This is a genomic window from Saccharomonospora cyanea NA-134 (genome assembly GCF_000244975.1).
Taxonomy (GTDB): Bacteria; Actinomycetota; Actinomycetes; order Mycobacteriales; family Pseudonocardiaceae; genus Saccharomonospora; species Saccharomonospora cyanea.
On record NZ_CM001440.1, the window covers coordinates 4,579,877 to 4,599,438 of the forward strand.

Below are 19,562 nucleotides of genomic sequence, written 5' to 3' on the forward strand. Positions count from 1 at the left end.
CGTGCCAGATCCCGCAGCGTGCCCGTCGCCGACGGGAACACCCACGGAGACTCCGACTCCGCGTTCTATCCGTCAGCGCATCCCAGGCGTTTCACGCCTTCCCTCTTCGCCCCTGTCAGAATACCGGTGTCGCCGCTTGTATTTCCCTCACCCCTTCTTCCAGCGTCAGTGACGGCAGGATTCGCACGGCATTCCAGTGGACGAGTCGGGCTTCCACAAGAAAACGATCGACGTTCTCCGATTTTTCGGCACCCACGATGACAACGATCGTGTGCTCTCTATTGATGAACAGGCCCGACACGAATTTGACACCGGATTTCTCGACAATGCTTGGGGTTTCCGGCACGATCTTCAACATCAGATCTCTCGTCTTCGAGTTACTTGTCGGGCACGAATCTGGCGTATGGTTTGCCAGTAAGACAAAATACATCTGAAACTCCTTGCGCATGAGAGGTATTCGGAGGCCCTCTTCGGAGACCTCAGCAGTTCCGACACCGCACCCGCAGCGTCCGCTAATTACCGCTCCGAGCTCACGACATCGCCCATACAAGGGTGACGATAGGGACGAAAGACCTATATGGATTGAAGACTGTTACTGAATTTCTGGTCGGCCAGGTTTGTTCGAGATGCTATTGACCGAATGCCTACCGGCGCTCGGTGACCATCGCCCGCTAGCCTGATGATCTGTCGGAACCTTGCTTCCTAGCGAGGCAAGGTTGCGACGATGGTGACCACGACGCAGCCATGCGTGAGGATCCTGACACCCGGAAAACACGAAACATCAACAGCGCGCCATACAGAGTAAAGGCCGGTTCTTCGGCTATCCGGAAACTGGTCAGCTGAAGCTACGGAAAGTTATTACTCGGCAGAGAGCTTCAGGGGCAGCCCCGCCGGGCCGCCTGCCCTGCTGTTCGTGGGTCCGCGCCAATGGGCCGCCGGGCGTGCGGCTGACGCCGGTCCCAGCGTCCGGCTCCAGGAGGATGGCGCAGTCGAGCACGAGGTGGCCGAGTTCGGGTGCTGGACGGTGACGGTGGTGGAGCGCCTTGGCCCGAGTGGCGTCGGCCGTCTCACCGATATCAACGCGGCGGGCCAGCCGGAAGCGTCGACTTCGCCGCGTTCTCAGGAGCACTCCTACTAAAGAGACGCCTCGTGTATCGATCGAAGGATGTGGATATCGCCACCCGCGATCTAGCGTCCTGGCCATGACGCGATCGAACACCACCACCGGATCAGCCGGCCGGCGGAAAACGCCCTCGCTGGTCCACCACAATGCCTGGTTTCCAGGCCGGGTCATCGGAGGCACGGCGCTGGTATTAGGTCCCGTTGTGTGGTTGGCGGGGCTGATTCTGCGCTATCTCGCGCTGAGCTCGGCACCCTTCACTGCCGAGCAGTTGGACTGGTTTGCCAGGCAGCCGTTCGCGGCTCCGTCACAACTGGCCGTCTACCTGGAGAATTCCGCATTGACCACGGCCGGCTACGGGTGTTTCGCCGCCGGCGCTATCCTGCTGTGCCCTGCGATCATCACACTCGCCCAGATCGTCGCGGCGAAGTCCCCGAAGGTCGCCTTCGTGGGCGGCACCCTGATCGTCGTGGGCCTCTTCTCGCGCCTGTACTGGGCGGGCGTGGACCACACCGCCTTCGAACTGATCGGTTCACTCGGGCTTGACCAGGTCACCAAGACCGTGATGGACACGTACGTGGACATCTCCTACGGACCGTGGCGCGTTCCCATCACGGCAGCTTTCGGCCTTTACATCGGCACACTCGTGCTGGCCGTCGGGGCCTACCGGTCAGCGACGTTCGGCACTGGGCGTCTTCTGCTGTTCCTCCTGTCCGGAACACTGTGGACCGGCGTGCTCAAGGAGAGCACCGTCTTCAGCATCGTCTCGGCCGCTGCCCTGTGCCTGGTATTCGTGCCACTGGGCATCCGAGTACTGCGCAACGCCGTGCCCGAGTTGCGGGTCGAGAGCCTGCCCGCCTCCGACCGTGCCCCTTTGACGGTTGTGAGCTGGTAACACACCGTTTCGAGTGCCGGACGCCGCCACCTATGCTCGCCTTTGTGGGTCACACATCGTCACGGATGCGGTCCATACGTGACCGATGGTGGCTTTCCGTGGTCGCTTTCGCCAGTGCTTTCTTCCCAGCGGCCCTCCCGGGCTCGGTGCTATACAGCGCCGAGCTGCCAGGCCTCGCGTCGGTACCCGGTTATGTCCAAGCCACCGTGGTCGGGTTACTGGCCGGGGCCGCGATCCGGACGACGCCGGAGCGACGGTGGCCACTACTGCTGTTGACGGCCGTGGACTGCGTGATCCGGTCGCCAGGTCTCCTGGTCGCCGTGACGTCGTACGTTGCGGCGACCACCTACCGCCGCCCCCGCCATCTGGTGATCTACACGGCGGCTGCGAGCCTGCTGGCGGTGCTGCCGCGACCCGGCACGGACGTCGCCTCCTCGCTCGGCAGCGCACCGCTGTTCGTCTGGCTTCCGCTGATGATCGGCCTGTGGACGGCGGCCCGAGGCCAGGTGGTGGCCGGGCTGCGCGAACGCGCCGAACGGCTGGAACGGGAGCAAGCCGCCCGTGCCGAGCAGGCCCGTGCACACGAACGCGCGCGCATCGCGCGGGACATGCACGACGTGATCGCCCATCGGGTCTCGCTGATGGTTCTGCGCGCCGGAGCGTTGGAGATCAACGCAACCGACGACAAGACCGCGGCGGAGGCGGAGCTCATCCGCACGACGGGCAAGGAGGCGCTCACCCAGCTCAGAGCAGTTCTCGGGGTACTCGACGAGGCGGACCAGGAGGTTCTGCGGCCGCAGCCGGTGCTTGCCGATCTCGACTGGTTGCTCGACCAATCGAGATCGGTCGGCGTTGCCGTGGAACGGCGTGACGAGGGTACGGCCGGCGAGTTGCCCGTCATGGTGCAGCACACCGCCTACCGGGTGGTCCAGGAGGCACTGACCAACGTCCACAAGTACGCGAACACCGCCACCGCACAGGTAGTGCTGCGGTACCTCCCCTCGGCGCTGGACGTCACGGTCAGGAACACGGCACCGTCCGACCGTGCCCCGGTGATGTCGGGCGGGGGGCTCGGTCTGGTCGGGCTGAGGGAGCGCGTCGAAGTCCTGGGCGGCACGTTCGTCGCCCGACCGGAACCGGACGGCGGTTTCATCGTGTCTGCGACGCTTCCGACATGATCCGAGTGCTCATCGTCGACGACGAAGCCCTGGTGCGGACCGGATTGCGCATGATCCTGGAGGCCGTCGACGACATCGAGGTGGTCGCCGAGGCGGACAACGGGGCGGAGGCCATCACCGCCGTCGCCCGCCATCGGCCGCATGTCGTGCTCATGGACGTGCGGATGCCACGCATGGACGGGGTGACCGCGCTCCGGGAGATCAACCGGTACGAGAACCCACCGAAGGTGGTCATGCTGACCACCTTCGACCGCGACGAGTACGTCCACAGTGCACTGCGTGCCAAGGCTGTGGGTTTCCTCCTGAAGGACACGGCGCCCCGCGATCTGATCACCGCCGTCCGCACGACAGCCGATGGCAGCGCCGTACTCGCGCCCACGGTCACCAAGAGGCTGATCGACGCCTTCGCCGGACAGCACTCCCCGGACGCCCCCGCCGCGCGGAAGCGCCTAGCCGTTCTCACCGCCCGCGAACAGCATGTCGTCCACGCCGTGGCCCGAGGTCTGGCCAACGCCGAGATCGCCCGCGAACTCGACATGAGTGAGACCACCGTCAAGGCCCACGTCAGTCGCTCACTCGCCAAACTCGGTCTGACGAACAGGGTGCAGCTCGCCCTCCTCGTCCGCGATGCCGGTTAGACAGCACTCACGTGTACCGCGAAGTGCGCCACGCTCAGAGGTACGGACCATTCAGCCGCGCCTTCGCGACCGCACCTGTCAACCAGGTGCGGTCAGGTCGAAACCGACCTCAAGGAGCGGAAACCCCTCGGAGCACCGCCGGCCGGCCCAGGTCCCATCCCTTGGTGTTCCCGCCGGGACGCCCAGGCGAGGGCCAGCCCCGAAGGCCACAGGTCAGTCGTGGGCACATTCGGGGCACACACGAACCACCGAAAACCTTGAGAAAGTCGAAGCCGGCTCGTGCAAGACTGCCCCGGTGGACACGACGGAACTGATCTTGGCGGGATACCTGGCAGCACCGCGGGCTCGCCACGCGGACTGGCAGTCCGACCTCGTCCCCGAACGATTCATCAGTGTCAGCGAATGCCTCACCGGCGTGGAACACGGACCGCAATTCTGGGCATGGCACACGGACCGAGAAGCCGCCACCCGCTTCCACGGAGCCCTACTCGCGATCGGCCTCACCGGCCGCGACGCCACCGACCTGACCGATGATCTGAGAAGAGAGTTCGTTCACGACGTGGGTACGTCGAACCGGAACGAACCGGAGTACCTCGACCTTCTGACACGAGCCACTCACGTACCACACGACGGCCTACTCCGAGGCTTCGAAGTCATCGGCATCGAATGGGGGCTGTCAAACGTCCATTCCTGGTTCTGCCACAGCTACGAACCCGATGTGGCAGCCGAACTCGCCATCCAGCCGAATCACTGGGGCCTGCTCGACACCTACGGTGAAGCTTCCACAGTTCTGGACTGGATACTGGACCGCCCCACCGACGAAGCCCCCGAGCCTGCTCACTGGACCGTCGCCGCGCTCATCGAGTGCCCCCGGTAAACACGCACACGACAGCACCTGCCAAGGCGATGTTTGCGCCGTGGCCTGCCACGTGCTCGCCGTGCTCACGTCCAAGGCCATGTGCGGATGGCAGAGGACGACAAACGATGTCGACAGACGGGAGCGGCCCCGCAGGTCGATCGCTGTTGCCGTGAGCAGGTCCCGGGTCGGGAGAGAACGGCGAACAAGGTCAAGGAGGCTCCGCGTCAAATCCGTACAACGTTCTCAGATGCCTGCGGAACTCCCTTGCGTCCTTGGGTGGCAGATGTGCTGCCGCGATCGTCAGAACCCTACGTAGTTCACCGGGCTCTAGAGCACAGCATTCCGGCATACCGCAGCCATTGTCGGAATCGGAATCCCAAAGGGAATGCTTCGGGTCGTTGAGAAACCGCCCCCAGAAGCGCAACGCCCAGCCGACGGCGTCGCAACCTAGCCGGGTACGTTCGAGTCGGGCCACCACCGCCCGCCCACGAGGCGACAACCCTGGGATCAGGGGAATCCGCTCATATGGTCTGCGCCGACGAGGGAGATCGGCACGGACCTGACTTGGCGACCTACGCGCCATCGCCCTTTCGATGTGTCGACATGAAAGGATTCTTGCACTCGCCGATCACCCTGGCAATGCCTGGCCTGCGATACCGCCAACGACGGCAACTCCCACGCTTCACCCTCGACAGCCAACCATCGATGACTGACACAGACCCGCAGTAGCCATCGGTTGCATTCGCGATTGACTCAGTTCGTAAGCGATCGTCACAGACCTCAAGAGCCGACCACAGAGTCGCCGTCATAAACGGGTGTCGGAAGTCGTCGCCTCGCCAGGCCTCGGTTCGACGAGCGACCGCAACCAACGCCTTCCAACCGAGTGAGGGCTTGAGCCCACGTCACTGCCAAGTTGGTCCTCGGTGAGCTCAACGTGGACACCGAGCCTTACGGTCCGGCGTTCGCGTGAGCCGCGGATCGCCTACCGCGTTCCAGCTTCACTGCAGGTTCCGCGCGATCCCCTGCGCGGCGACCTGCAGCGCGGTCAACAGCCGAGTTCGGGCTCGTTTCAGCGTGGGAACGACGATGCCGAGTGCCGCCACGACGTCGGGGTCGGCGGCGGGTGTGTTGTCGGCGGGGGCAGGACGGGTGACGGGTACGGCGATCGAGCAGGCGCCGAGCGTCATCTCGTCCGTGGTGGTGGCGTAGCCGTCGCGACGTACTCCGTCGAGCTGCTGTCGTAGCAACCCGGCGTGGGTGACCGTGTGGGCGGTGAGCCGTCGCAGCCGCCCGGCAAGCACGCATTCGCGCACCTCCTCCGGGGCGTGCGCGAGGAGCACCTTACCGACGCCGGTCGCGTGGAGTGGGAGGCGCGAGCCGGTCCGGCTCACCACGGGCACGGACGCGCGCCCCGACAGCCGGTCCAGGTAGAGGACCTCGAATCCGTCGCGCACGGCGAGATGCACGGTCGCGCGGGTGGCCGCATGGATGTCGCTCAGAAACGGCGACGCGGCGTTCCGTAGCTCCGTCCGTTCCGGTGCCAGCTGCCCGATGTCCCAGAGCCGCCTGCCGACGGCGTACCTGCCGTCGTCACCACGCACGAGGGCGTCCCCGGCCACCAGCTCGCGCAGCAGCCGGTGGGTCGTCGGCACCGGGAGGTCGGCCCGCCGCGCCACCTCGGTGACGGTCAACCGGCGGTGGGTGTTGTCGAACGCGTACAGCACGGACAACGCCCGCGAGACCACCGTGGCTCCGGGGGTGGAGGTTCCGCCGGCCATCACCGATCCTTCCACTCAGTGAAAGAAGTGTGTCGCTTTCCCGGCGGCCGGGCCACACCATGTGACAGTGACCACCCCAACGACCCCTCCAACGGCCACCCCAAGCCTGGAATCCCAGACCTCCATCTCCGGGGAGATCGAGAGGATCCACAGCGAGACCGCTGCCGGACAGCCCCAGCCGCGCCTGGACTTCCCGCCGTACCGGAGCTCCGTACTGCGGCATCCCACCAAACGACCGCAGCTGGTGGATCCCGAGGAGGTCGAACTGCTGGCGCCGGTGTTCGGGCACTCCGACGTGGACCCGACGGAGGCGGACCTAACGTTGCATCCGCAGGGCGAGCCCATCGGGGAGCGCCTGGTCGTGACCGGGCGGGTGCTGGACGGTGACGGTCGCCCGGTGCGCGGGCAGCTGGTCGAGATCTGGCAGGCCAACGCGGCGGGACGCTACGTGCACAAGCGTGATCAGCATCCGGCGCCGCTCGACCCGCACTTCCACGGGGCGGGACGGTGCCTGACGGACGACGAGGGGTGGTACCGGTTCACCACGATCAAGCCGGGTCCGTACCCGTGGCGCAACCATCACAACGCCTGGCGCCCGGCGCACATCCACTTCTCGCTGTTCGGCCGGGAGTTCACGCAACGGCTGGTGACCCAGATGTACTTCCCGGGCGACCCGCTGTTCGCGTTCGACCCGATCTACCAGTCGATCACCGACCAGGCCGCCCGCGACCGGCTGGTCGCGTCCTACGACCACGAACTCACCACGCACGAGTGGGCAACCGGGTATCGCTGGGACATCGTGTTGACCGGTGCGCACGCCACGCCCTTGGATCAGGAGGCCGACGATGAGTGAGTTCGTGGAGACGCCGGGCCAGACCGTCGGCCCGTTCTTCCACTACGCCCTGCCCTACGACGAGGGGCCTCGGCTGGTGCCACCCGGTTTCCCCGGCGCCGTTCGCCTGTCCGGAACCGTGTACGACGGGGCGGGTACGCCGGTTCCGGACGCCCTGCTGGAGATCCGGCAGGCCGACGGGTCCGGTCGCGTGCCGCGGGTCGAGGGGTCGCTTCGGCGCAGCGGCGTGTTCACCGGCTGGGGACGCGCCGCGACCGACGCGGGCGGCCGCTACGCGTTCACCACCGTCGAGCCGGGTGCGACGCGGGAGGGCGCGGCGCCGTACTTCGCCGTGACCGTGTTCGCCCGTGGCTTGCTCGACCGGCTCTTCACCCGCGTCTACGTTCCCGGGTCGGCCACCGAATCGGACCCGCTGCTGACCTCCCTGCCAGAGGACCGCCGGAGAACACTGGTCGCGACCCGCGACGACGCGGGGAACCTCGTCCACGACATCCACCTGCAGGGCGAGACCGAGACGGTCTTTCTGACCTTTCCCGGGCACGCGCGGCGATGAGCGGCCTGCTCACACCCGGGGCGCACCGGGCACACGACCTGGTACGGGATCGGGCTCTGCTCGCCGCGATGTGTCGGGTCGAGAGCGCCTGGCTGCGTGCTCTCGCCGCGGTCGGAGCTGTCGACGAAGCCGGCGCCGCCCGTGCGGCCACGGCCGTCGAGGCAGCGGATCTCGACGTCTCCGCGCTCGGCGCCGAAGCCGAGGCCGCGGGGAACCCGGTGGTTCCGCTGGTGCGGAACCTTCGCGCGGCCGTCGGCGACGAATCGCTGAGCCGCCTGGTGCACCGCGGCCTGACCAGCCAGGACGTCCTCGACACCGCGCTCGTCCTCGTCGCCCGTGAGGCGGTCGCGCAGGTGGTGGCGGACCTGCGCGCCACCGCGGCCGGACTCGCCGGCCTGGCCGCACGCCACCGCGACGACGTGATGCCGGGCCGCACTCTCACGCAGTACGCGGTTCCGGTCACGTTCGGGCTGACCGCCGCCCAGTGGCTCACCGGCGTGGTGGACGCGGCGGACGCCGTCGACGACGTGGCCCGGCGACTGCCGGTGCAGTGCGGCGGCGCCGCAGGCACGCTCGCGCTTGTCGCCGAGCTCACCACCGACCCGGTCGCGGCGGCACGCTCCTTCGCCGACGAGCTCGGCCTGCCCTGGCCCGGACTTCCCTGGCACACCCGGCGGCGCCCACTGACCGACCTCGGCGACGCCCTCGTCGGGGTGTGCGACGCGCTCGGCGTGATCGGCACCGACGTCGCGCTGCTGGGCAGGCCGGAGATCGGGGAGGTACGGGAGGGATCGGCGCCCGGCCGGGGCGGTTCCTCGACCATGCCGCACAAACAGAACCCGGTGCTGTCGGTGCTGCTACGCGGTGCCGCCCTGCAGGCGCCGCCGCTCGGTGCCCAGTTGCACACCGCGGCCGCCCAGGCGGTGGACCAGCGTCCTGACGGTGCCTGGCACGCCGAATGGCCTGCCCTGCGCCGCCTGCTCGAACTCACCGTCACCGCGGCCTCGCAGGCTGCCGAACTGGTCGGTGGGCTGCGGGTCGACACCACCACGATGCGAGCCCACGCCGAGGGCGCGGCCGACCAGCTCCTCGCCGAACGCGGCAAGCCCGGCACGCCGGCCGACTACCTCGGGGCCGCGGGTCGTTTCGTCGACCAGGCGCTGGACCGCTATCACCGCACCGCGCACGGCAGCGAGAACGACAGCCCTTGCGAACCCACCGAAGCCTGACCCACCGTCCACGTACCCGACTCACCAATCGACGGAGAGACCGTGTCCGACGAATTCCGTGACCCCTACGACGCCGGTATGGCGGTGCGCCGCGAGGTCCTCGGCGCCACGCACGTCGACCGGGCCAACGCCCGCACGACACCCTTCACCGAGGACTTCCAAGCGTTCATCACCCGCTACGCATGGGGCAGCGTCTGGACCCGGCCGGGCCTCGACCGGCGGCTGCGCAGCGTCGCCGTCCTGACGGCCCTGCTCGCCAACCGGCACTGGGACGAGTTCGCGATGCACGTGCGTGCCGCCCGCCGCAACGGGCTCACCGCCGACGAGATAGCCGAGGTGATCCTCCAGAGCGCCGTCTACTGTGGAGTGCCCGTCGCCAACCACGGCTTCGCCATCGCCCAACGTGTCCTCGACGAACCGGAGGACGACGCATGAGCACGCCGCACACCACCACGACACAGGTCGGAATCGTCGGCGCGGGACCCGCCGGGTTGATGCTCTCCCACCTGCTGGCGCGCCGCGGCATCACCTCGGTCGTCGTCGACCACCGCAGCCGGTCAGAGATCGAACGAACGGTGCGCGCGGGCATTCTCGAGGCCGACAGTGTCCGGTTGCTCACCGACACGGGTGTCTCCGACCGCGTGCTGCGGGAGGGCGACCAGCACCACGGCACCTACTTCGCGTTCGGCGGCGAGCTGCACCACATCGACTTCCAGGAACTGACCGGCGCCTCCGTGTGGCTCTACCCGCAGACCGAGGTGTTCGTCGATCTCGCGAACGCGCGTGAGGCGGCCGGTGCCGACGTGCGGTTCGGAGTCAGTGACGTGACGGTGCACGACATCACCGGCGAACAGCCGTCGCTGCGGTTCACCGACACCGACGGGAGTGCGCGCGAAGTCCGGTGCCGGTATCTCGTCGGTGCGGACGGCTCACACAGCATGTGCCGGCACGAGATTCCGCAGAAGCACATCCGGCAGTACCGCAAGGAATACCCCTTCGCCTGGTTCGGCATCCTCTGCGAAGCGCCGAAGAGCGCCCCCGAGCTGATCTACAACCATTCCGAACGCGGGTTCGCGCTGATCAGCCAGCGCACCGACACCGTGCAGCGGATGTACTTCCAGTGCGATCCCGACGAGGACGTCGACGCCTGGCCCGACGACCGGATCTGGTCCGAACTCCAGACCCGGGTCGGGCTCAACGGCGTCGAACTCCGAGAAGGCCCGGTCATCGACAAGGCTGTGCTCCGGTTCCGCAGCAACGTGGTGGAGCCGATGCGCTACGGCAGCATGCTGCTCGCAGGCGACGCCGCCCACACCGTTCCGCCGACCGGCGCCAAGGGGCTCAACCTCGCGCTCGCCGACGTCCGGGTGCTCGCCGACGTGCTCGACGACGCCCTGACCCGGAACGACGACGACGTACTCGACCGGTACTCGCAGCGTGCGCTCGACCGGGTATGGCGCTCCCAGCACTTCTCCTACTGGATGACCTCGATGCTGCACCGGCTGCCGCAGTCCGACGACTTCGACCTACGCCGGCAGGTCGCCGAGCTCCGCTCGGTGGTCGGCTCGACAGCCGCGTCCACCCACCTCGCCGAGGGCTACACCGGCTGGCCGAACACCTGACACCGCGACCGCGCCTGGATGTTCGTCGCCCTCGCGACGGTGATCACGGACGCTGCCGCGTGGTCGCGCCGTAGGTCAGCCGTCGCAGCAACCGTTCGGCCGGACCGCTCCTGCCGCTGCGGCGCAGAGTGTCGGCGAAGACCACCGTGGCCAGCCAGGTGAGCACGGCGATCCCGGAGGCCGTCGCCGTGCCCACCCGGGTGCCGAGCCCGCCCGCGTACGGCACGAACACGGCCACGAACACCACCGACTGCAGCAGGTAGCAGGTCAGTGAACGCTGTCCGCAGGCGGCGATGGCGGTGACGACCGGGCCTGCTGCGGTGCCGGTGCGGTGTGCGATCAGCCCCACCAGTGCCGCGTATCCCAATCCGCCCGCGATACCGGTGAGCCCGTGCACCACGTACGCCGGCACGGTCAGCGCGGCCGGCGCGCCGGTCCACACCTGGGCGTCCAGCAACGCCAGCGGGAGTCCGCCCACCACCGCAAGGCCGACACCGAGAGCGGCGGTCGTCCTCAGCGCGGCGACGTACCGGTGCGGTTCTTCCAGCGGACGGCGCCGGGCGGCCCACACACCGAGCAGGAACGGGACAAGCAGTTCGATCACGTACATCGGCGTCAACGCACCCCACAGAGCCAGGCGTGTGCCGAGGGCGGACAGGGGATCGGCCGTCGCCATCGCGTCGGCCGGACCGCCGTGCGTGACGATCTGAATCCCGTTTAAGGCGATCACCGCGCTGTGGACCACCAGCCAGCCGCCCGCGAACACCAGCAGCGTCCGGTCACGCCACCGGAGCACGCCGACCAACAACAGCCCCACCAGCCCGTACGCGGCGAGAATGTCGCCGAAGAACAGCAGCAGTGCGTGGCAGAAACCGAAGACCAACAGCCAGCGGCTCCGCCTGCGCAGCAGTCGACGGGTTCGTGACCAGGGTCCCGTCTGCTTGGTGGCGATCTGGACGAACCCGTAGCCGAAGAGGGCCGCGAACATCGGCATCGCCCGTCCGTCGACCAGGCTGACCTGCACCCCTGTGACGATCAGGTCGATCGGACCACCGTCGACGTCGTAGCCGCGGAATCCCGTCCGGTGTCCGGACAGGTACATGTGCGCGTGCGCGAGAGCGATCATCAGCAGCATCGCGCCGCGGGCCAGATCGGGTGCCAGCGCCCGCCCGTGCGCGAGCGCGCGGTTGGGCGTGGCGGAGGAGATGGACATGGAGATCCCTTCAACTGCGTATGTCATACACTTGGCGTAAGTAATACACAGTTTCTAGGATGGTGGTCAACCGATCGATGGGACTCAGATGCCGAGGAACGCGAACGACCCCATGCGGCAGCGGATCGCACTGCTTTGGGGAACGACGGCGGGGCCGAGCCGGGGACCACGACCGACCCTGAGCCTCGACCGGATCGCCGAGACGGGTGTGCGCATCGCGGACGCGGAAGGGTTGGAGGCCGTCTCGATGCAACGGGTGGCCCGCGAACTCGGCTACTCGACGATGTCGCTCTACCGCCACGTCCCCAGCAAGGAGCAACTGGTCGAGGTCATGATGGACAGTTGTGCGGGCACTCCGCCCGCCGCCGACGACAACGCCGACTGGCGAAGCCAGATCGAGGCGTGGGTCCGAGCGCTGTGGGACACCTACCGTCGTCATCCGTGGATGCTGCGGGTCCAGATCGGCGCGCCACCGATCGGACCCGGCCAGCTCGCCTGGTTCGAGGCTGCCCTGCGGCCGCTGTCCCGGGCCGGGTTGCGCGAGGAGAACCTCGTGTCCGTGGTGGTGTTCCTACTGGGCGCGGTCCGGCAGTTCGCGGTGATGGCCGTCGACCTGACCGAGGCCCGCGAACGCGGCCACGTGAGCGCCGCCGAGGCCGAAGCCGACTACGAGGCCGCGTTGCGGGACGTGGTACCGGCCGACCGCTTCCCCCTGCTGGCGCACCTGGTCCACACCGGAGCCTTCCAGGCGACCGGGCTACCGGACAGCGGAATGCTCGACGACCTCGATTTCGGCGTACAGCGCGTGCTCGACGGCCTTGAGTCCTACATCCAGCGGCAGCGGGGGTGAGCGTTCGCAGCGCGCGTGTCGACGCCGCTGCGCGGCCTTACACGGCTCCTGTGGAAGCGCCTGAACGCTACGGCGAACCCCGACCGGTGACGGTGGGCGGTACTCGGCCTTCGACCTGCTCGGGAAACCGACGGCCGGCACGTGACGTCCCGGGCGACGACGTCGATGGCGGCCCGGCCCGCTCTCACGGGGGAACACCGCGAGAACCCGGCTTCACCACGACCTTCGCCGCCGCGGAGAACCTCCCGTCAGTCCTGCGCGGCGATCTGGATGAGGTTGCCGCACGTGTCGTCGAAGACCGCGGTCGTCACCTCGCCCATGCGAAGCGGCTGCTGGGTGAACCGCACACCCAGTTCCCCGAGCCGCCGCGCTTCGGATTCCACATCGGACACAGCGAAGGAGGTGAACGGGATTCCGTCGGCCACCAGCGCCTCCTTGAAGGGCCGCACCGCTGGATGGCCGTCCGGCTCCAGGAGCAGTTCCGTGCCGTCCGGGTGCTCCGGCGACACGACCGTCAGCCAGCGGTCGCCACCGAGCGGGATGTCGTGCTTCTTCTCGAACCCGAGTATCTCCGTGTAGAACCGCAGAGCCTTCTCCTGGTCGTCCACGAAGACGCTGGTCACGTTGATCCGCATGGCCCTGTCCTTCCGTCGTCGTTCACCGGCCACCGGTCGGTGATGGCTCGCAGTGGCGACGTGTCGAGCCAGTGGAACTTGCATCGGCCCTCCCGGCGCGTGATGACCAGCCCCGCCTCCTCGAGCACGCCGAGGTGTTGCGAGACGGCCTGCCTCGACGAGTTCAGCCCGTGTTTGGTCGTCAACCGGACACACAGCTCGAACAGGGTCTGACCATCACGTTCCTGAAGCTCGTCGAGGATGAGGCGCCGGGTCCGGTCGGCGAGCGCCTTGAACACGTCACTCACGCCGACCCAGAATAGGCAAGCGAGCACTTGCCTGTCTAGGCCTTCGAACCTTCCCATGCGTAGTCGGCGAGCTGCTCGTCCAGCGGCGCCCGGGTCAGCCTGTTGGCGAGCGTGGACGTCGTGTACGCGCCGATGCCGAGGACGACCTCCAGCGCGTTCTTCGTCGTGAACCCGTGGGCGAGGAACGCCCGCAGCGTGGTGTCGTCCACCGCCCCGGCCGTGGCGATGACCTCCAGTGTGAAGGCGCGGACCGCCTCCAGCCGCCCGTCGTCGAGAGGCTGCCGCTCCCGCAGCGCCGCGACGAGCGCCGGTGGCGCCCCCAACTCGGTCAGCTTCGCGGTGTGCATGGCGACGCAGACCTCGCAGCCGTTGCGTGTCGCGACGGTGAGGATCAGAACCTCCCTCGCGACCGGGTCGAGGGCCGTGGTCTCGAACAGGGCACTCAGTTTGAGGAAACCGTCGAGCAACTGTGGGGACTCGGCGAGGCGTCGCACCGGGGCGGGCAGGTAACCCATCCTCTCGGAGACGCCGGTCATCACTCGACGGGATGCGGGCGGGGCGGTCTCAACGGTGTGGTCCACGAACACGATGCGTTCCTCCGCGGCGCGACAAGAGCACCTAGACTAGACAACATGGTTGTCGAAAAGGTAAACTAGGTTGTCGATCATGGCAAGGAGTGAATCCTCGCGCGAGCCGGACAGTGCGGGCTTCGTGCTGCCGTTGCTGCTGTTCGGAAGCTTCCGCGCGATCATCGACGAACTGCACGCCGAACTCGCCCGGCAGGGCCATCGCGACCTGCGCCCAGCCCACGGGTTCGCAATGCAGGCCATCGGCCGCTCGGGCACCACCGCCAGCGAACTGGGCCGACGGCTCGGCGTGTCGAAGCAGGCGGCGGGCAAGACGGTCGACAGGCTCGAAGCTCTCGGCTACGTCGAGCGGATCGACGATCCGGCCGACGCGCGTCGTAAGCGCATCCGGCTCACCGACCGGGGAGTCGACGTCCTGCGCCGCTCGGCCACGATCTTCGAACGACTGCGCGCGCAGTGGGCCGCCACGCTCGGTGAGGACCGGCTGCGCGACCTGGAGGCGGACCTGCGCGAGCTGCAACCCCATGCTCACTTCCCCCTCGACGCGGGGAGCTGGTTCGGCGCGTGAAGCCGGACTGTCGGAGGCCTCCCCTACCGTCCCGGCCATGGACGTCATCCTCATCGCAGGCTTCTGGCTCGACGGCGCGTCATGGGACGGCGTCATCCCGGCCCTGGAACGCGCCGGGCACCGCGTGCACGCGTTGACCCTTCCCGGACTCGAATCACCCGGCGCCGACCGCCGGGACATCACGCTGCGGGACCACGTCGACGCGGTCGTCGCGGTGGTGGATCGGTGCGAGGACGAGGTGGTACTCGTGGGCCACTCCGGCGGCGGCGCCATCGCGTACGCGGTGGCCGACGCGCGACCCCACCGCATCGCCCGCGTGGTCTACGTCGACTCGGCACCGCTGCCCCACGGGCGGCCGATCAACGACGAGCTGCCCGCCGTCGACGGGGAGATCCCGCTGCCGGACTGGTCGGAGTTCGAGGAGGCGGACCTGCGCGACCTCGACGACGAGTTGCGGGCGGCGTTCCGCGCATGGGCGATCCCCCAGCCCGCACGCGTCGCCTGTGATCTTCAGGTACTCGGCGACGAGCGGCGCTACGACGTGTCCGCCACCGTCGTCTGCTGCGAGATCTCCAGCGACACGGTGCACGAATGGGTGACAGGAGGCCATCCGTTCGGCGCCGAGCTCGGCAGAATCCGTGACGTCGACCTGGTCGATCTCCCCACCGGGCACTGGCCGCAGTTCACCAGACCGGCAGACCTCGCCGAGGCCATCCTCCGGTCCATCGGCCGCTGACAAACCCCGTGCACCCGGACTCGTCCGTGCGTCACGATGGCCGGATGGACGACGTCACCATTCGCCTCGCCACGCCCGCCGACCTCCCCGCCGTCGCCGCGCTGCGGTGGGACTGGCTGCTGGAGAACGGCGACACGGCCGCCGTCACGCACGACGAGTTCGTCACCCACTTCGTCACCTGGGCGCGGGAGAACGCCGCGACGCACCGGTGCCTGGTGTTGGTGCGTGGCGAGGTGGTGATCGGCATGGCGTGGTTGGCGCTCGTGCCACGCGTGCCGACTCCGCAGTCACCTTCGCGGCGGTCCGGTGACGTGCAGTGTGTGTACGTGGTGCCCGGCGAGCGGGCCTCCGGCCTCGGCGGGAGGCTCATCGACGCGGTGGTGGCGCTGGGCGGCGAACTCGGCCTGGAGCGAGTCACGGTGCACTCCACCTTCCGAGCCATCTCCGCCTACTGCCGCCACGGTTTCGCCGCCTCACCCCGACTTTTACAGACATACCCCTGAAACCGTCGGTTCCCGTGTGTCAGCATCACGACATGCATGATCGCCCGATGCCGCCCCTGTCAGCCGACGAACGCACGATGGCGGAGGGCTGGCTCGACTTCTACCGCGCCACACTGGCCCTCAAGTGCGCCGACCTGCCGGACGAGCAGCTTCGTACCGCATCGGCGCCGCCGTCGCCGTTGACGTTGCAGGGCCTCGTGCAGCACATGGCCGACGTGGAGCGCCACTGGTTCCGCCGGGTGCTGACCGTCGAGGACGTGCCGCGGATCTACGGCAGTCACGGCGGCGCTTTCAACCTCTCCGCCGACGTGTCGTTCGCCGACGCACACGCGTCGTGGGAAGCCGAGATCGCCGTCGCGCGGAAGAACTGCGCGGCACACGCACTCGACGACACCCGGCCGTTCCCGCACGGCGGCGAGGTGTCCCTGCGGTGGATCTACCACCACATGATCGCCGAGTACGCGCGCCACTGTGGACACGCCGACCTGATCCGCGAGCGCATCGACGGGGCCACCGGAGTGTGACCCGGTTCAGCCGCGCTTGTCGTAGGTGAGCACGGCGACGCCGCTGCGGTAGTGCCTCACGTCGGTGAGGTCGTAACGCTCGGGATCGAAGCTCGCACCGTGGAACAGCGAGATGCCGTCGCCCGCGACGATCGGATGCAACTTGATGATCAGCCGGTCGATCTCCTCCCGCAGCGTGGTGGCCAGCCTGCCACCCCCGCACAGCCAGATGTCCATGCCGTCGGTCTGCTTGAGCTCTCGCACCTTGGCGACCGGGTCGGTGCGCACGAGCTCCACCGTCGGGTCCGGGCTCTCGGTCATCGTCGTGGAGAACACGAGGTGGCGCAGGTGCCGGTAGGCGTTGGTGACGCCGTGACGTAGCCCGATCTCGTAGGAGCCACGACCCTCCAGCACGGTGTCGAAGTGCTTGTTGGGCGCGTTCTCCATCCCGAGCATCGGTCGAATGTGCGTGGGGTGCATGTCGGGGAACTCCTCCCGCAGCGGCTCCACGTGGTCGCCTTCCAGCACGAACCAGGGCGACGGGTCGTTGTTGCCGGGGTCGGCGATGAAACCGTCGATCGTCTGGGCCACGAGGTAGGTCAACTTTCGCATGGGCACTCTCCTTGTCGATTAACCACTCCATTTGAAGTGCTTTGACTGTAGTACTATGACCGCAGTGGTTGTCAAGTGGTTCCCGCACAGGAGGTTTTGCGATGGTCACCAACCCACAGCGGCGCACCGCGCTCGTCGACGCGGCGATCGAGGTACTCGCCAGGGACGGCGCGCGCGGCCTGACGTTCCGCGCTGTCGACGCCGAGGCGGGCGTACCGAAGGGCACCGCGTCCAACTACTTCGCCAACCGCGAGGACCTGCTCAACCAGGCGGCGGAGCGCATTCACCTACGCGTCGCCGTCGGCGCCGCCGAGGGCACCGAAACCGACCCGCGGGCGTTGCTCACCCAGTTCATGCACCTGCTGCTGCACCGCATCTCCGACGATCGCGCCGGGTGGCTCGCGTTGCTGGAGTTGAGGCTGGAGGCCACCCGGCGGCCGGAGCTGCGTGCGAAACTGACGAAGACCCTGCGCGACAACCTCGACACCAACATCGAGGGCCGCAGGCAGGGTGGTCTGCCGGGCGACGACCTCACAACGGTGTTGCTGTACTACGCGATGACCGGGCTGATCCTGGAGCACCTCACGCTGCCCGACGTCCTCGCCGACGTCGACCTCGACGAGTTGGTGGCCGACTTCGTGGAACGCGCGCTGCCCGGAACGTGAAAGGCCGCCCACGGTACGGGTGTCCGTGGGCGGCCTGACGGTGACAGGGCCTACGCGGCCTGGATCATGCGGTACCAGGGCGAGGTCTCGGCCAGCCGGTCGAGAGTCTCCTGGCCCATCATTCCCGTGAGCTGGTCGCGAGCGGTACGCACGGCACCGCGCGCCGCGCCGTCGTCACCGAGCAGCTGCTGGATCTGCCACGGTGTGCCGACCGGGATCGGCAGCGGAGGGCCGTGCGGCACCCGCTGCGGCTGCCGGTACAGGGTCTGTCCCGAGCCCAGATCGCGGGCCGGGTTCAGGTCGTAGCCGTGGTCCCCGCTGGCATACCCGACGAGCCCGTTGGCGAACGCCGCCAGGTTGGTGATCATGTTGGTGGAGTTGCAGATTCCGTCGTTCTCGTTGCAGATGTCGTGTACGGCGAGATCACCGAAGTCGTGCCCGCCCCTCATGGTGACGCCGGGGAGGACGGTGGGCACGTTGGTCTCGATGCCTCCGGCGACACCGCCCGCGCCACCGTCGCCGAACGCCCGGCGCGGGTTCCCGTACAACACGCCGTGGAGCAGGTGGTGTGGGATGTCGCCGCTCCGGGCGAAGGCTTCGAGCGTGTCCCCCGCGACGACCGCGCCCTCCGAGTAACCGGCCAGCACGAGTCGGGAACCGGGACACGAGGCGTGGAAGTCGCGGACGGCGCGGTCGAGTTTCTCCACGCCGCCCGCGACGGACTCGTCGAGCGCTCGCTCGTCCAGACCGGGGAACACACCCGCGTAGTACGGCACCTGGATGATCTCCCACCCGGCGGGCGGATTCGCGTTGAACGCCGAGTTGTTCCAGTTGGTGAGCGTCTCGCCGTGCCCGTAGCCGTCGGTCTGGAACACCGCCGTGTCGGGACAGGCAGCCGTCTCCTGCGCCACCGCCGAGGGCACGGTGGCCACCGTCGTGACCGTCATGACCACAGCCGCCGCGAGCGTCGCGGCCGCCGCCTTCCGCATCGACCCCTTCCTCATGCGCTGTATCCCTTCGGAGGAATGAGCGAAGCGAGGTGGTCGAAGGTGAGCCAGTAGATCTGGTTGCCTCCGAACGAAGCCGGGTCGGCGATCAACACGGTGCGGTCGACGTCGTTGTAGCCGATGACCGTGAAGTAGTGGTAGATCGTCTGGTCGGGCGGGTAACCGGGCGGCTGGTTACCGGGAGGCGCGACGATGTTCGCGACGATCGGGTAGTTGTTGTCGATGTTGAGCACGATGTCGCGCCACAGCAGGTCCTTCTGGGCCTGCGTGGGCGGGTCGTTGGGCATCTCCTTGGTCTCGTACCAGCCGACGTAGCCGCTCAGCACGCGGGTGACCTGGCCAATCCAGTCGGTACCGCCGGTGTGCGTGCCGAGTTCGGCAGCGAGGTCGGCCTGACTGCGGTGGATGCCGCGGGCCGACAGTGCGATGCGCACGGCCGCCGGTCCACACCAGTAGCCGGTCTCCTGGACCTGGTAGTCGACGTTGAGGACGACCTCCCCCGCCGCCTGCTCGTGAACGGCGGGCACGGCGGACGCGGTGGCCTGGCCGGTGACGGTCTGGCCGGCGGCTCCGGCGGTGGCCGACCCCACCAGCGGCGCGGCGAGCATGACCGTGAGCGCGGCGGCGGAGGCCGCCAGTTTTCGCTGACGCATTCCTACTCCCCTGACTCG

Annotated in this window: 24 protein-coding genes; 15 read left to right on the forward strand and 9 right to left on the reverse strand. The window is 68.1% G+C overall.

The genetic code is table 11. The annotated features are described in order from the left end of the window. Window positions 1–115: 115 nt before the first annotated feature. On the reverse strand, window positions 116–358 hold the full coding sequence (locus SACCYDRAFT_RS26110; protein ID WP_005459373.1) for a hypothetical protein: 243 nt from the start codon (window positions 356–358) through the stop codon (window positions 116–118). A gap of 844 nt (window positions 359–1,202) precedes the next feature. Here SACCYDRAFT_RS26110 and SACCYDRAFT_RS21375 point away from each other — a divergent pair. The 4 genes from SACCYDRAFT_RS21375 (at window position 1,203) to SACCYDRAFT_RS21390 (ending at window position 4,708) form a co-directional block, all read left to right on the forward strand. Then, window positions 1,203–2,015, forward strand: a complete 813-nt coding sequence (locus SACCYDRAFT_RS21375) for a hypothetical protein (RefSeq protein ID WP_005459374.1) — start codon at window positions 1,203–1,205, stop codon at window positions 2,013–2,015. Between the two features lie 320 nt (window positions 2,016–2,335). Further along, complete coding sequence (locus SACCYDRAFT_RS21380; RefSeq protein ID WP_198284950.1) at window positions 2,336–3,193, forward strand: sensor histidine kinase; 858 nt, start codon at window positions 2,336–2,338, stop codon at window positions 3,191–3,193. Further along, complete coding sequence (locus SACCYDRAFT_RS21385; RefSeq protein ID WP_005459377.1) at window positions 3,190–3,831, forward strand: response regulator; 642 nt, start codon at window positions 3,190–3,192, stop codon at window positions 3,829–3,831. Before SACCYDRAFT_RS21380 ends, SACCYDRAFT_RS21385 begins: the two co-directional genes overlap by 4 nt. A gap of 295 nt (window positions 3,832–4,126) precedes the next feature. Beyond that, a complete protein-coding gene (locus SACCYDRAFT_RS21390; RefSeq protein ID WP_005459378.1) occupies window positions 4,127–4,708 on the forward strand; it encodes a hypothetical protein in 582 nt (193 codons plus the stop codon). A 980-nt stretch (window positions 4,709–5,688) separates the two neighbouring features. On the opposite strand, the gene SACCYDRAFT_RS21395 is transcribed toward SACCYDRAFT_RS21390, so the two are convergent. After that, window positions 5,689–6,468, reverse strand: a complete 780-nt coding sequence (locus SACCYDRAFT_RS21395) for an IclR family transcriptional regulator (protein ID WP_005459379.1) — start codon at window positions 6,466–6,468, stop codon at window positions 5,689–5,691. A gap of 61 nt (window positions 6,469–6,529) precedes the next feature. Between SACCYDRAFT_RS21395 and pcaH the strand changes: the two genes are divergently transcribed. Genes pcaH through SACCYDRAFT_RS21420 form a run of 5 tightly spaced genes read left to right on the forward strand, consistent with a single transcriptional unit; the run spans window position 6,530 to window position 10,725 of the window. Beyond that, window positions 6,530–7,321, forward strand: coding sequence for a protocatechuate 3,4-dioxygenase subunit beta (gene pcaH, locus SACCYDRAFT_RS21400; protein ID WP_005459380.1), 792 nt, complete (start codon window positions 6,530–6,532; stop codon window positions 7,319–7,321). Continuing rightward, the gene (gene pcaG / locus SACCYDRAFT_RS21405; protein WP_005459381.1) at window positions 7,314–7,874 is read left to right on the forward strand and encodes a protocatechuate 3,4-dioxygenase subunit alpha; all 561 of its coding nucleotides are present in this window, start codon (window positions 7,314–7,316) and stop codon (window positions 7,872–7,874) included. Before pcaH ends, pcaG begins: the two co-directional genes overlap by 8 nt. Next, window positions 7,871–9,103: a lyase family protein gene (locus SACCYDRAFT_RS21410; RefSeq protein ID WP_005459382.1), complete on the forward strand. Its 1,233-nt coding sequence runs from the start codon at window positions 7,871–7,873 to the stop codon at window positions 9,101–9,103. Before pcaG ends, SACCYDRAFT_RS21410 begins: the two co-directional genes overlap by 4 nt. Before the next feature lie 42 nt (window positions 9,104–9,145). After that, entirely contained in the window at window positions 9,146–9,538 is a 393-nt protein-coding gene (pcaC, locus tag SACCYDRAFT_RS21415) for a 4-carboxymuconolactone decarboxylase (RefSeq protein ID WP_005459383.1), read from the forward strand. Then, window positions 9,535–10,725, forward strand: a complete 1,191-nt coding sequence (locus SACCYDRAFT_RS21420; protein WP_005459384.1) for a 4-hydroxybenzoate 3-monooxygenase — start codon at window positions 9,535–9,537, stop codon at window positions 10,723–10,725. Before pcaC ends, SACCYDRAFT_RS21420 begins: the two co-directional genes overlap by 4 nt. A 43-nt stretch (window positions 10,726–10,768) precedes the next feature. Here SACCYDRAFT_RS21420 and SACCYDRAFT_RS21425 read toward each other — a convergent pair whose 3' ends face one another. Further along, window positions 10,769–11,938, reverse strand: coding sequence for a DUF418 domain-containing protein (locus SACCYDRAFT_RS21425; protein WP_005459386.1), 1,170 nt, complete (start codon window positions 11,936–11,938; stop codon window positions 10,769–10,771). Between the two features lie 88 nt (window positions 11,939–12,026). Between SACCYDRAFT_RS21425 and SACCYDRAFT_RS21430 the strand changes: the two genes are divergently transcribed. Continuing rightward, entirely contained in the window at window positions 12,027–12,788 is a 762-nt protein-coding gene (locus tag SACCYDRAFT_RS21430; protein WP_005459387.1) for a TetR/AcrR family transcriptional regulator, read from the forward strand. A 248-nt stretch (window positions 12,789–13,036) separates the two neighbouring features. On the opposite strand, the gene SACCYDRAFT_RS21435 is transcribed toward SACCYDRAFT_RS21430, so the two are convergent. Genes SACCYDRAFT_RS21435 through SACCYDRAFT_RS21445 form a run of 3 tightly spaced genes read right to left on the reverse strand, consistent with a single transcriptional unit; the run spans window position 13,037 to window position 14,297 of the window. Further along, window positions 13,037–13,423 carry a VOC family protein gene (locus SACCYDRAFT_RS21435; RefSeq protein ID WP_005459388.1) on the reverse strand — a complete coding sequence of 129 codons (387 nt, stop codon included), beginning with the start codon at window positions 13,421–13,423 and terminating at the stop codon, window positions 13,037–13,039. Further along, complete coding sequence (locus SACCYDRAFT_RS21440; RefSeq protein ID WP_005459391.1) at window positions 13,408–13,767, reverse strand: ArsR/SmtB family transcription factor; 360 nt, start codon at window positions 13,765–13,767, stop codon at window positions 13,408–13,410. Before SACCYDRAFT_RS21440 ends, SACCYDRAFT_RS21435 begins: the two co-directional genes overlap by 16 nt. Then, complete coding sequence (locus tag SACCYDRAFT_RS21445; protein WP_005459393.1) at window positions 13,746–14,297, reverse strand: carboxymuconolactone decarboxylase family protein; 552 nt, start codon at window positions 14,295–14,297, stop codon at window positions 13,746–13,748. The genes SACCYDRAFT_RS21440 and SACCYDRAFT_RS21445 overlap by 22 nt, the downstream gene beginning before the upstream one ends. 79 nt (window positions 14,298–14,376) lie before the next feature. On the opposite strand from SACCYDRAFT_RS21445, the gene SACCYDRAFT_RS21450 reads away from it, so the two are divergent. From SACCYDRAFT_RS21450 to SACCYDRAFT_RS21465, 4 genes are read left to right on the forward strand one after another with little or no spacing between them, the layout of a single operon-like run. Next, window positions 14,377–14,865, forward strand: a complete 489-nt coding sequence (locus SACCYDRAFT_RS21450; RefSeq protein WP_005459395.1) for a MarR family winged helix-turn-helix transcriptional regulator — start codon at window positions 14,377–14,379, stop codon at window positions 14,863–14,865. Window positions 14,866–14,902: 37 nt separating this feature from the next. After that, a complete protein-coding gene (locus tag SACCYDRAFT_RS21455; protein WP_043536771.1) occupies window positions 14,903–15,601 on the forward strand; it encodes an alpha/beta fold hydrolase in 699 nt (232 codons plus the stop codon). Window positions 15,602–15,645: 44 nt separating this feature from the next. Continuing rightward, on the forward strand, window positions 15,646–16,104 hold the full coding sequence (locus SACCYDRAFT_RS21460) for a GNAT family N-acetyltransferase (protein ID WP_005459399.1): 459 nt from the start codon (window positions 15,646–15,648) through the stop codon (window positions 16,102–16,104). Between the two features lie 47 nt (window positions 16,105–16,151). Beyond that, window positions 16,152–16,628, forward strand: a complete 477-nt coding sequence (locus SACCYDRAFT_RS21465) for a DinB family protein (RefSeq protein WP_005459401.1) — start codon at window positions 16,152–16,154, stop codon at window positions 16,626–16,628. Window positions 16,629–16,634: 6 nt separating this feature from the next. Here the strand turns inward: SACCYDRAFT_RS21465 and SACCYDRAFT_RS21470 are convergent, their stop codons facing one another. Then, window positions 16,635–17,219 carry a dihydrofolate reductase family protein gene (locus tag SACCYDRAFT_RS21470; protein WP_005459403.1) on the reverse strand — a complete coding sequence of 195 codons (585 nt, stop codon included), beginning with the start codon at window positions 17,217–17,219 and terminating at the stop codon, window positions 16,635–16,637. A 101-nt stretch (window positions 17,220–17,320) separates the two neighbouring features. Here SACCYDRAFT_RS21470 and SACCYDRAFT_RS21475 point away from each other — a divergent pair, with 101 nt between their 5' ends. Then, entirely contained in the window at window positions 17,321–17,884 is a 564-nt protein-coding gene (locus SACCYDRAFT_RS21475; RefSeq protein ID WP_005459406.1) for a TetR/AcrR family transcriptional regulator, read from the forward strand. Window positions 17,885–17,934: 50 nt separating this feature from the next. Here SACCYDRAFT_RS21475 and SACCYDRAFT_RS21480 read toward each other — a convergent pair whose 3' ends face one another. Together SACCYDRAFT_RS21480 and SACCYDRAFT_RS21485 are read right to left on the reverse strand one after the other, a co-directional pair. Continuing rightward, entirely contained in the window at window positions 17,935–18,888 is a 954-nt protein-coding gene (locus SACCYDRAFT_RS21480; protein WP_198284951.1) for a cutinase family protein, read from the reverse strand. Further along, window positions 18,885–19,544, reverse strand: a complete 660-nt coding sequence (locus SACCYDRAFT_RS21485) for a C39 family peptidase (protein ID WP_005459411.1) — start codon at window positions 19,542–19,544, stop codon at window positions 18,885–18,887. Before SACCYDRAFT_RS21485 ends, SACCYDRAFT_RS21480 begins: the two co-directional genes overlap by 4 nt. Window positions 19,545–19,562: the final 18 nt, after the last annotated feature.

Bases quoted from the DNA above. Each gene is read 5' to 3' on its own strand.
- SACCYDRAFT_RS26110 (WP_005459373.1), bottom strand. From the start codon at position 358: ATGTTGAAGATCGTGCCGGAAACCCCAAGCATTGTCGAGAAATCCGGT.
- SACCYDRAFT_RS21375 (WP_005459374.1), top strand. From the start codon at position 1,203: ATGACGCGATCGAACACCACCACCGGATCAGCCGGCCGGCGGAAAACG.
- SACCYDRAFT_RS21385 (WP_005459377.1), top strand. From the start codon at position 3,190: ATGATCCGAGTGCTCATCGTCGACGACGAAGCCCTGGTGCGGACCGGA.
- SACCYDRAFT_RS21395 (WP_005459379.1), bottom strand. From the start codon at position 6,468: ATGGCCGGCGGAACCTCCACCCCCGGAGCCACGGTGGTCTCGCGGGCG.
- pcaG (WP_005459381.1), top strand. From the start codon at position 7,314: ATGAGTGAGTTCGTGGAGACGCCGGGCCAGACCGTCGGCCCGTTCTTC.
- SACCYDRAFT_RS21410 (WP_005459382.1), top strand. From the start codon at position 7,871: ATGAGCGGCCTGCTCACACCCGGGGCGCACCGGGCACACGACCTGGTA.
- SACCYDRAFT_RS21420 (WP_005459384.1), top strand. From the start codon at position 9,535: ATGAGCACGCCGCACACCACCACGACACAGGTCGGAATCGTCGGCGCG.
- SACCYDRAFT_RS21425 (WP_005459386.1), bottom strand. From the start codon at position 11,938: ATGTCCATCTCCTCCGCCACGCCCAACCGCGCGCTCGCGCACGGGCGG.
- SACCYDRAFT_RS21430 (WP_005459387.1), top strand. From the start codon at position 12,027: ATGCCGAGGAACGCGAACGACCCCATGCGGCAGCGGATCGCACTGCTT.
- SACCYDRAFT_RS21435 (WP_005459388.1), bottom strand. From the start codon at position 13,423: ATGCGGATCAACGTGACCAGCGTCTTCGTGGACGACCAGGAGAAGGCT.
- SACCYDRAFT_RS21440 (WP_005459391.1), bottom strand. From the start codon at position 13,767: ATGGGAAGGTTCGAAGGCCTAGACAGGCAAGTGCTCGCTTGCCTATTC.
- SACCYDRAFT_RS21450 (WP_005459395.1), top strand. From the start codon at position 14,377: ATGGCAAGGAGTGAATCCTCGCGCGAGCCGGACAGTGCGGGCTTCGTG.
- SACCYDRAFT_RS21455 (WP_043536771.1), top strand. From the start codon at position 14,903: ATGGACGTCATCCTCATCGCAGGCTTCTGGCTCGACGGCGCGTCATGG.
- SACCYDRAFT_RS21460 (WP_005459399.1), top strand. From the start codon at position 15,646: ATGGACGACGTCACCATTCGCCTCGCCACGCCCGCCGACCTCCCCGCC.
- SACCYDRAFT_RS21465 (WP_005459401.1), top strand. From the start codon at position 16,152: ATGCCGCCCCTGTCAGCCGACGAACGCACGATGGCGGAGGGCTGGCTC.
- SACCYDRAFT_RS21470 (WP_005459403.1), bottom strand. From the start codon at position 17,219: ATGCGAAAGTTGACCTACCTCGTGGCCCAGACGATCGACGGTTTCATC.
- SACCYDRAFT_RS21475 (WP_005459406.1), top strand. From the start codon at position 17,321: ATGGTCACCAACCCACAGCGGCGCACCGCGCTCGTCGACGCGGCGATC.
- SACCYDRAFT_RS21480 (WP_198284951.1), bottom strand. From the start codon at position 18,888: ATGAGGAAGGGGTCGATGCGGAAGGCGGCGGCCGCGACGCTCGCGGCG.
- SACCYDRAFT_RS21485 (WP_005459411.1), bottom strand. From the start codon at position 19,544: ATGCGTCAGCGAAAACTGGCGGCCTCCGCCGCCGCGCTCACGGTCATG.